This window comes from Stenotrophomonas sp. HMWF003 (assembly GCF_003061285.1).
Classification (GTDB): Bacteria; Pseudomonadota; Gammaproteobacteria; order Xanthomonadales; family Xanthomonadaceae; genus Stenotrophomonas; species Stenotrophomonas maltophilia_AP.
In genome coordinates, this window is sequence record NZ_QAIW01000194.1 from 16,438 (window position 1) to 25,196 (window position 8,759).

General features: G+C 68.4%; 8 protein-coding genes and 1 pseudogene. 5 read left to right on the forward strand and 4 right to left on the reverse strand.

Annotated features, from left to right (window positions below; genetic code table 11):
- Positions 1-307: 307 nt before the first annotated feature.
- Entirely contained in the window at positions 308-1,678 is a 1,371-nt protein-coding gene (locus DBR34_RS07845; protein ID WP_128096376.1) for an MFS transporter, read from the reverse strand.
- A 92-nt stretch (positions 1,679-1,770) separates the two neighbouring features.
- Between DBR34_RS07845 and soxR the strand changes: the two genes are divergently transcribed.
- A complete protein-coding gene (soxR, locus tag DBR34_RS07850) occupies positions 1,771-2,205 on the forward strand; it encodes a redox-sensitive transcriptional activator SoxR (protein WP_181393942.1) in 435 nt (144 codons plus the stop codon).
- Positions 2,206-2,339: 134 nt separating this feature from the next.
- Here the strand turns inward: soxR and DBR34_RS07855 are convergent, their stop codons facing one another.
- Entirely contained in the window at positions 2,340-2,942 is a 603-nt protein-coding gene (locus tag DBR34_RS07855) for a short chain dehydrogenase (RefSeq protein WP_128096377.1), read from the reverse strand.
- Between the two features lie 98 nt (positions 2,943-3,040).
- On the opposite strand from DBR34_RS07855, the gene DBR34_RS07860 reads away from it, so the two are divergent.
- Entirely contained in the window at positions 3,041-3,922 is an 882-nt protein-coding gene (locus DBR34_RS07860) for a LysR substrate-binding domain-containing protein (protein WP_128096378.1), read from the forward strand.
- A 487-nt stretch (positions 3,923-4,409) separates the two neighbouring features.
- Here DBR34_RS07860 and proC read toward each other — a convergent pair whose 3' ends face one another.
- Complete coding sequence (gene proC / locus DBR34_RS07865; RefSeq protein ID WP_128096379.1) at positions 4,410-5,249, reverse strand: pyrroline-5-carboxylate reductase; 840 nt, start codon at positions 5,247-5,249, stop codon at positions 4,410-4,412.
- Positions 5,250-5,278: 29 nt separating this feature from the next.
- Positions 5,279-5,959, reverse strand: coding sequence for a YggS family pyridoxal phosphate-dependent enzyme (locus DBR34_RS07870; protein ID WP_181393943.1), 681 nt, complete (start codon positions 5,957-5,959; stop codon positions 5,279-5,281).
- A gap of 86 nt (positions 5,960-6,045) precedes the next feature.
- Between DBR34_RS07870 and DBR34_RS07875 the strand changes: the two genes are divergently transcribed.
- The 3 genes and pseudogenes from DBR34_RS07875 to DBR34_RS21700 all read left to right on the forward strand — a co-directional run.
- Entirely contained in the window at positions 6,046-7,083 is a 1,038-nt protein-coding gene (locus tag DBR34_RS07875) for a type IV pilus twitching motility protein PilT (RefSeq protein WP_070208322.1), read from the forward strand.
- A 78-nt stretch (positions 7,084-7,161) separates the two neighbouring features.
- Complete coding sequence (locus DBR34_RS07880) at positions 7,162-8,304, forward strand: PilT/PilU family type 4a pilus ATPase (protein ID WP_038690016.1); 1,143 nt, start codon at positions 7,162-7,164, stop codon at positions 8,302-8,304.
- Between the two features lie 178 nt (positions 8,305-8,482).
- Positions 8,483-8,759 (forward strand): annotated as a pseudogene (locus DBR34_RS21700) (DUF4234 domain-containing protein); the annotation flags it as partial.

The window sequence follows — 8,759 nt, forward strand, 5'->3', positions numbered from 1 at the left end:
CGCCGCATCCTGCGCGAAGACCTGAAGGACGTGGGCGACACGCACCCGTGAACGGGCCTGATCGGCATCCTGCACCCACCGGCGCCATGTACCCGCCCGTAGAGCGGGGCTCTGCCCCGCTGCCCGTCAGGCGGTAAAACGCAGCCGCGTAGAGCGGGGCTCTGCCCCGCTGCCCTTCGCACGGGAAGTAGCCGCGTAGAGCGGGGCTCTGCCCCGCTGACCTTCGCGCCGGAAGCAGCCGGGCAGAGCCCGGCGCTACGGTTTCGGACGGCAGCCGGGCAGAGCCCGGCGCTATGGGGCGCGGGATTCAGATCCGCCGTGCAACGACCACGCTGCTTACGGCCAGCACCAACATGATGGTGTAGGTGAGCAGGTAGCCCAGCATCACGTTGCCCTGCAGGAACAGCGCGAACAACGAGCCGGAGATCGCCAGCGTGGTGGCCACGCCCAGCGCTTCGCTCAGCTGCAGCGCCGAGGTGTTGGCGCCCTGCTGCGCCGGCGGCGACAACGACAGGGTCAGCACCGACAGGCTGGGGTAGATCAGGCCCATGCCGAAGCCGGTGAGTGTCCAGCCGGCCAGGGCGAACCACAACGGCGTGGCCGGCTGGATCGCCAGCGAGGTGGCGACGATGCCCACGCACATCAGCAACGCGCCGGTCACCAGCAGCTGCGGGCGCGTCCAGCCTCGCTGCTGGTGGCCCTGCAGCCAGGAGCCGCTGAACCAGCCCAGCGCGCCCAGGCTCAACGCCACCCCGGCCAGCAGCGGGCTCAGCCCACGTTCGCGTTGCAGCAGCAGCGGCAGGAAGGCTTCGCAGCCGAAGAAGGCGGACGCGGCGATGCCGCGCAGCGCGATCACGCTGGGCAGGCCCCGGCGCAACCGCAACGTGCCGGTCGGCAGCAGTTTCCAGCTGCACAGCGCCAGCAGGGCCAGCGCCGGTGCCAGCAGCGCCAAGGCGGTCCAGCCCTGTTGCTGGCCGCCGATGTACAACAGCAGCGCGCCCGCAGCGGCCCCGATCGCCCAGCGGATGACGCGGTCATCGCTACGCGCCGACGGCGGCGGTGCGCCCACGTCACGCAGGGCGGGGCGCAGCAGCAGGGCCGCCGGCACCGCCAGCAGGGGCACGATCAGGAACACCCAGCGCCAGCCCAGGTGCTGCACGATCAGCCCGCTGATACCGGGGCCGATCAGCGAGGGCACCACCCAGCCGGCCGAGAACGCCGCGAAAACCCGCGGGCGCATGGCCTCGGGAAAGGTGCGCCCGACCATCACATACAGCGACACCGAGACCGCACCGGCCCCCAGCCCCTGCAGCAGCCGGCCCAGCACCAGCTGCGGCATGGTGTGCGCGAAACCGGCCAGCAGCAGCCCGGCGATGAAACAGACCAGACCGAGCCACAGCGGGCGCGCCGGCCCCAGCCGGTCGGTCCAGCGCCCGGCCAGGGTCATGCCGATCACGCTGGTGGCCAGGGTTCCGCCGAATGCCAGCGCGTACAGGCGCAGGCCGTCCAAGTCGTGGGCCACCGTGGGCATGGCGGCGGCCACGGCCAGCGCTTCAAAGCCATACAACGAGACCAGCGCGACCATGCCGATGGTGGTGGCGCGGTAGCGGGGTGACAGGATCGACGGCGTTGGCACGTCGGCGGGGGCCGCGGCGGCGGCGGTTACATCGGAAGACATGCGGGGTACCAGGCAGCGGACGGGCAGGGCGTGCTTGCAGCGCATCCCCGCGTCACGCAGGATGCCACCTGAACCATGGTTGAGGTCAAGCAGTGATCGCGCAGGAACTGAGTGTGGGCGAAGTGGCCAAACGCAGCGGGGTGGCAGTGTCGGCGCTGCACTTCTATGAACGCAAGGGCCTGATCCGCAGCCTGCGCACCGCCGGCAACCAGCGCCGGTTCGCGCGTGATGTGCTGCGCCGGCTGGCGGTGATCCGTGTGGCGCAGCGCGTAGGCATGCCGCTGGAGGCGGTGGCTACCGCCTTTGCGGCGTTGCCGGAGAACAAGACACCGACCAAGGCCGAGTGGGCGCGGATGTCGGCGTTGTGGCGCAGCGAGCTGGACCAGCGCATCGAGCAGCTGTTGCTGCTGCGCAACCAGCTCACCGACTGCATCGGCTGCGGCTGCCTGTCGTTGAAGCGGTGCCGGCTGGCCAACCCGGGCGACGCGCTGGGCGACCAGGGCGATGGACCGCAGCGTTGGGGGTGAGGGGGGGGCGGTGCCGTTCCACCGGGCCCGGTAGGTATCGACCGTTGGTCGATACGTGGGCTGCCAGCATTGCGAGGAGCCGGCCAGCGGCCGGCAATACCGGTCGATACGCGTCATCTGCCCGCCGCCGCGTCTCACCACACGTTGAAGACCTGTCCGCTCTGCACGCCTTCCACGCTGCGCTGGTAGGCCAGCGACGCGCGCTGGGCGGTGACCGCTTCAAAACCGGGGAAGTAAGCGCCGTAGTCAGCCAGCGATTCGACCAGCACGTTCGGGCTGACCACGTTGATACGCAGTCCGCGTGGCAGCAGCTCGCAGGCGGCGCCGCGCACGAAGCCCTCCAGCGCGGCGTTTACCGCCGTGGCGTTGGCACCGTCGCGGATCGGCTGGGCGCTGACGATGCCGCTGGTGAGCGTGATCGAGCCGCCGACAGTGAGGTGGTGCTGGGCCGCCAGCGTCAGCCGCACCTGGCCCAGCAGCTTGTCCTGCAGGCCCACGTTGAACTGCGCCGGGGTCATGGTGCCCAGCGGGCCGAAGTGCAGCTTGCCGGTGGTGGCCACCACCGCGTCCACCGTGCCCACCTGGGCGAACAGGGCCTGCACGCTGGCATCGTCGGTGAGGTCCACCTGTACGTCACCGCCATGGCGGCCAGCGCGGATCAGCTGGTGATGGGTGCCCAAGGTCGCGGCCACGGCCTGGCCAAGCGTGCCGCTGGCACCAACGAGGAGAATCTTCATGCGGGAGGCTCCGGAAAAGGACGTGCGGCCAGTCTGCGCCTGCGGCGGCGGTTCGGTAACCGGCGTATGCTTTGCAGATTGCAAACTCCTGGTTATCAATGGATACCTTGCGCTGCATGCAGGCCTTCGTGGCCGTGGTCGAACACGGCAGCTTCAATGCCGCCGCCGAGCAGTTGACGGTGTCGTCGGTGATGGTCGGCAAGTACATCCAGCAGCTGGAAACGCACCTGGGCGTGCGCCTGCTGCAGCGGAACACGCGCCGGCAGAGCCTGACCGATGCCGGCCGCAACTACCTGGCCGGCTGCCGCAACGTGCTGGATCAGGTGCAGCAGGCGCAGGCGAGCGTGGCCGGCCTGCAGGCCCAGCCGCAGGGCGTGCTGCGGATCAGTGCGCCGGTTACCTGGGGCAGCTGCGTGCTGGCGCCGCTGGTGGCGGAGTACCTGGCCGCGTACCCGCAGGTGACGGTGGAGCTGGACCTGAGCAACCGGCGGGTGGATCTGATCGAAGAGCAGTTCGACGCGGTGGTCCGGATGGGCCGGCTCGGTTCGGCCGAATGGGTGGCGCGGCCCTTACCGCCGTACGCGATGCAGATCTGCGCCGCGCCGGCTTACCTGCAGCGCAAGGGCATTCCGCAGCACCCCGGCGACCTGCGCGATCACGACTGCCTGACCCACCTGGCCTGGCGCGGGGGCCATGGCTGGCGCCTGCGCGGGCACCCCGAGCAGGACTGGTCGGAGCATTCGCGGCTGCTGTGCAACGACGGCGATGGCCTGCGTCGCGCCGCCCTGGCCGGGGCCGGGCTGATCCTGCAGCCGGCGGTGCTGCTGGCCGACGACATTGCCAGTGGGCGCCTGCAGCCGGTACTCACCGAGTACCTGCCCGAGCCGCGCCCGCTGCACCTGGTGTACCTGCCTGATCGCCGCCCGCGGCCGAAATTGACCAGCTTCGTGGATTTCCTGCTCGACCGGCTGACCCGGTAGAGCCACCCCATGGGTGGCTGTCGCGCGATCACGGTTCCTGTAGCCACCCATGGGGTGGCTCTACCGTGGGTTCGCCGCCGGGTAGAGCCACGCCATGCGTGGCTGTCGTGCGATCCGGGGTTTCCGTAGCCACCCATGGGGTGGCTCTACCGTGGGTTCGCAGCCGGGTAGAGCCACCCCATGGGTGGCTGTCGCGCGATCACGGTTCCTGTAGCCACCCACGGGGTGGCTCTACCGTGGGTTCGCGGTCGGGTAGAGCCACGCCATGCGTGGCTGTCGCGCGATCGGGGTTTCCGTAGCCACCCATGGGGTGGCTCTACCGTGGGTTTGCGGTCGGGTAGAGCCACCCCATGGGTGGCTGTCGCGCGATCCGGGGTTTCCGTAGCCACCCATGGGGTGGCTCTACCGTGGGTTCGCGGCCGGGTAGAGCCACGCCATGCGTGGCTGTCGCGCGACCACGGTTCCTGTAGCCACCCGTGGGGTGGCTCTACCGGTTGCCGGGGGCTCCATCGTTCGCGGCTGACAGCGCCTGGCCGCGCCGGGTCGCCGCGTCGATCGCGCGCGCGACGATGGCCTCGAAACCGTCGGCCTGGAAGGATTCGATTGCCGCCTGGGTGGTGCCGTTGGGCGAGGTTACCCGACGGCGCAGTTCGGCCGGGGCGTCGCCGGATTCGTCGAGCATGCGGCTGGCGCCCAGCAGGGTCTGCACCACCAGTGTGCGTGCCGCCTCGGCCGGCAGGCCCTGGGCCACGGCGGCTGCTTCCATCGCCTCGGCCAGCAGGAAAACATAGGCCGGGCCACTGCCGGACACTGCGGTCACCGCGTCCATGCGGGCTTCGTCATCAATCCACACGGTGCGCCCGGCGCTGGCCAGCACGGTATCGGCCTGGGTCCGCTGTGCCTCGCTCACCGTGGTGGTGGCATACAGCCCGGTCACGCCCGCGCCCAGCAGGGCAGGGGTGTTGGGCATGGCCCGCACCACCGCCGCGCTGCCGCCCAGCCAGCGTTCCAGCTGCGTACTGGTGACGCCGGCGGCGATGGAGACCACCAGCGGCTGCCTGGCACCGGCCAAGGACACGAGCGACGCGCACACATCGCGCAGCACCTGCGGTTTCACCGCCAGCACCCATACGTCGCCCTGGGCCGCCGCTTCAGTGGCGCTGGCGTAGGTTTTCACGCCGAAGTCGGCGGTCAGCTGTTCGCGCAGGTCGGTGACCGGCTCGGCCACGTGGATATGCGCAGGCGCAACGCCCTGGCGGACCAGCCCGGCGATCAGGCTGCGGGCCATGTTGCCGCCGCCGATGAAGGTAAGTGTGATGGCGCTCATGCAATCTCCGGGTGGTACGTGAAAGAGAGTCAGGCCGGGCGCGGGCGCGCGCCGAACAGGGCCGTGCCGATCCGCACCAGGGTGGCCCCGTGCGCGATGGCCTCGGCATAGTCGCTGCTCATGCCCATCGACAGCGTGTCCAACTGTGGATGCGCTGCGGCCAGTGTGTCGAACAGCGCACGCATGCGCGCGAACGCCTGCTGGCGGCGCTCGGCCTGGGGCCACGGGGCGGGAATGGCCATCAGCCCGCGCAGCTGCAGGCGCGGCGCGGCAGCGATGGCAGCGGCCAGCGCAGGCACGTCCTCGGGGGCACAGCCATGCTTGCTGTCCTCGTCGTCGATGTTGACCTGGATGAGCACGTTCAACGGGGCCAGCGCCGCCGGCCGGTGCGCGGCCAACGCCGCCACCAGCTTGGGCCTGTCCACGCTCTGCACCCAGTCGAACTGCTGCGCGGCCAGCTCGGCCTTGTTGGACTGCAGGTGGCCGATCAGGTGCCATTCCAGCCCCAGCGCCGCCAGTGCGTCGATCTTGGCCGCAGCCTCCTGCACGTAGTTTTCGCCGAACGCACGTTGGCCCTGGGCGGCCAGTGCCGCCACCGCCTCGGCCGGCTGGGTCTTGGAGACCGCCAGCAGCAGCGGGTCTGGCCGCCCGGCGGCGGCAGCCGCGTTGTGCAGGTTCAGCAATAGCGTGGGCAGGGGCAGCGCGGACACGGGCGTTTTCCGGTAGATCAGGAACGCTATACTGCCGCCCGGGGAAAGAACCTTCCAGTCGCAGCAGTCATGGGGAGTAGCAGCGCATGGATATCGCCGAACTGTTGGCGTTTTCCGTAAAGAACAAAGCGTCGGATCTTCATCTGTCGGCAGGCCTGCCGCCGATGATCCGCGTTGACGGCGATGTCCGTCGCATCAACATCCCGGCCTTGGACCACAAGCAGGTGCATGCGCTTGTGTACGACATCATGTCGGACAAGCAGCGCCGCGATTACGAGGAATTCCTCGAAGTCGACTTCTCGTTCGAGATTCCGTCGCTGGCGCGCTTCCGCGTCAATGCGTTCAACCAGAACCGTGGCGCCGGTGCGGTGTTCCGTACCATTCCCTCGGAAGTGTTGACGCTGGAAGACCTGGCCGTGCCGCCGATCTTCCGCGAACTGATCGACCAGCCGCAGGGCCTGATCCTGGTCACCGGCCCGACCGGTTCGGGCAAGTCGACCACGCTGGCGGCGATGATCGACCACATCAACAAGAACGAATACGGCCACATCCTCACCGTCGAGGATCCGATCGAATTCGTGCACACCTCGCAGAAGTGCCTGATCAACCAGCGCGAAGTGCACCGTGACACGCACGGCTTCAATGAAGCGCTGCGCTCGGCCCTGCGTGAAGACCCGGACATCATCCTGGTCGGCGAATTGCGCGACCTGGAAACCATCCGCCTGGCGCTGACCGCCGCCGAAACCGGCCACCTGGTGTTCGGCACGCTGCATACCAGTTCGGCGGCCAAGACCATCGACCGCATCATCGACGTGTTCCCCGCCGGCGAGAAGCCGATGGTGCGCTCGATGCTGTCCGAGTCGTTGCGTGCGGTGATCTCCCAGGCCCTGCTGAAGAAGGTCGGTGGCGGGCGTACCGCCGCGTGGGAAATCATGGTGGGCACCCCGGCCATCCGCAACCTGATCCGCGAGGACAAGGTGGCGCAGATGTACTCGGCCATCCAGACCGGCCAGCAGATGGGCATGATGACCCTGGACCAGCACCTGCAGGACCTGGTCAAGCGCAGCCTGATCACCCGCAACCAGGCCAAGGAATACGCCAAGGACAAGCGCATCTTCGAATGATGGTAGAGCCGGGCGCTGCCCGGCTTCCTGCACCGCCGGCCGCTGGCCGGCTCCCGGCAATCTTCGGAGCACACCGCAATGAACACCACCACCACGACCATCGACTTCACCTCGTTCCTCAAGCTGATGGCGCACCAGAAGGCGTCGGACCTGTTCATCACCGCGGGCATGCCGCCGGCGATCAAGGTCAACGGCAAGATCTCGCCGATCACCCAGACCCCGCTCACGCCGCAGCAGAGCCGCGACCTGGTGCTCAACGTGATGACGCCGGCGCAGCGCGAAGAGTTCGAAAAGACCCACGAGTGCAACTTCGCCATCGGCCTGTCCGGCGTGGGCCGGTTCCGCGTGAGCTGCTTCTACCAGCGCAACCAGGTGGGCATGGTGCTGCGTCGCATCGAGACGCGCATTCCCACCGTGGAAGAGCTGAGTCTGCCGCCGATCATCAAGACGCTGGCGATGACCAAGCGCGGCATCATCCTGTTCGTGGGCGCTACCGGTACCGGTAAATCGACCTCGCTGGCGGCGATGATCGGCTACCGCAACCACAACTCGACCGGGCACATCATCACCATCGAAGACCCGATCGAATTCGTCCACAAGCACGAGGGCTGCATCATCACCCAGCGCGAAGTGGGCATCGACACCGACAGCTGGGAAGCAGCGCTGAAGAACACCCTGCGCCAGGCGCCGGACGTGATCATGATCGGCGAGGTGCGCACCCGCGAGGGCATGGACCACGCCATCGCCTTCGCCGAAACCGGCCACCTGGTGCTGTGCACGCTGCACGCCAACAACGCCAACCAGGCGATGGACCGCATCATCAACTTCTTCCCCGAAGACCGCCGCAACCAGCTGCTGATGGATCTGTCGCTGAACCTGAAGGGCGTGGTGGCGCAGCAGCTGATTCCCTCGCCGGATGGCAAGTCGCGCAAGGTGGCGATGGAAATCATGCTGGGCACGCCGCTGGTGCAGGATTACATCCGCGATGGCGAGATCCACAAGCTCAAGGAAGTGATGAAGGAGTCGGTGCAGCTGGGCATGCGCACCTTCGACCAGAGCCTGTTCGAGCTGTACCAGGCCGGTGAAATCAGCTACGAAGACGCACTGCGCTACGCCGATTCGCAGAACGAAGTGCGCCTGCGCATCAAGCTGTCGCAGGGCGGCGACGCACGCACGCTGTCGCAGGGCCTGGACGGGGTGGAGATCTCCGAAGTCCGTTGACCGCACCGGGCGCGCACGACGCGCGCCCTTGCCCCCGCCCGCCCCGGTGCGCCGGGCCGCGGGGGGATCTGGAAAAACCCCCCGCGCTCTGCGATAGTCGCGCCGTCCCGGACTCCCGGGATACAGGGGGCGCCGGCACCTCGCCGGTAGATGCATTGCAGGTGATCCGCATATGGAAGTGGACGATCCTTACCGTGCGCCGGCAACCATGCCGGTCGCAGCACCACCGTTTTCCCCGGCACCCCGCATCGCCACGCGCGATGTGGTCGCTGCCGCGTACTACTCACCGCCCACGCTGAAACTGGCCTCGCTGTCGCTGGTAACGCTCGGGCTGTACCCGTTGTACTGGTTCTGGCAGAACTGGCGGGCGATCAAGCGCGAAACGGGCGGCACCCAGTGGCCCTGGGCGCGCGCCTTGTTCGCCCCGCTGTGGTCGTTCCTGTGTTTCAGCGACC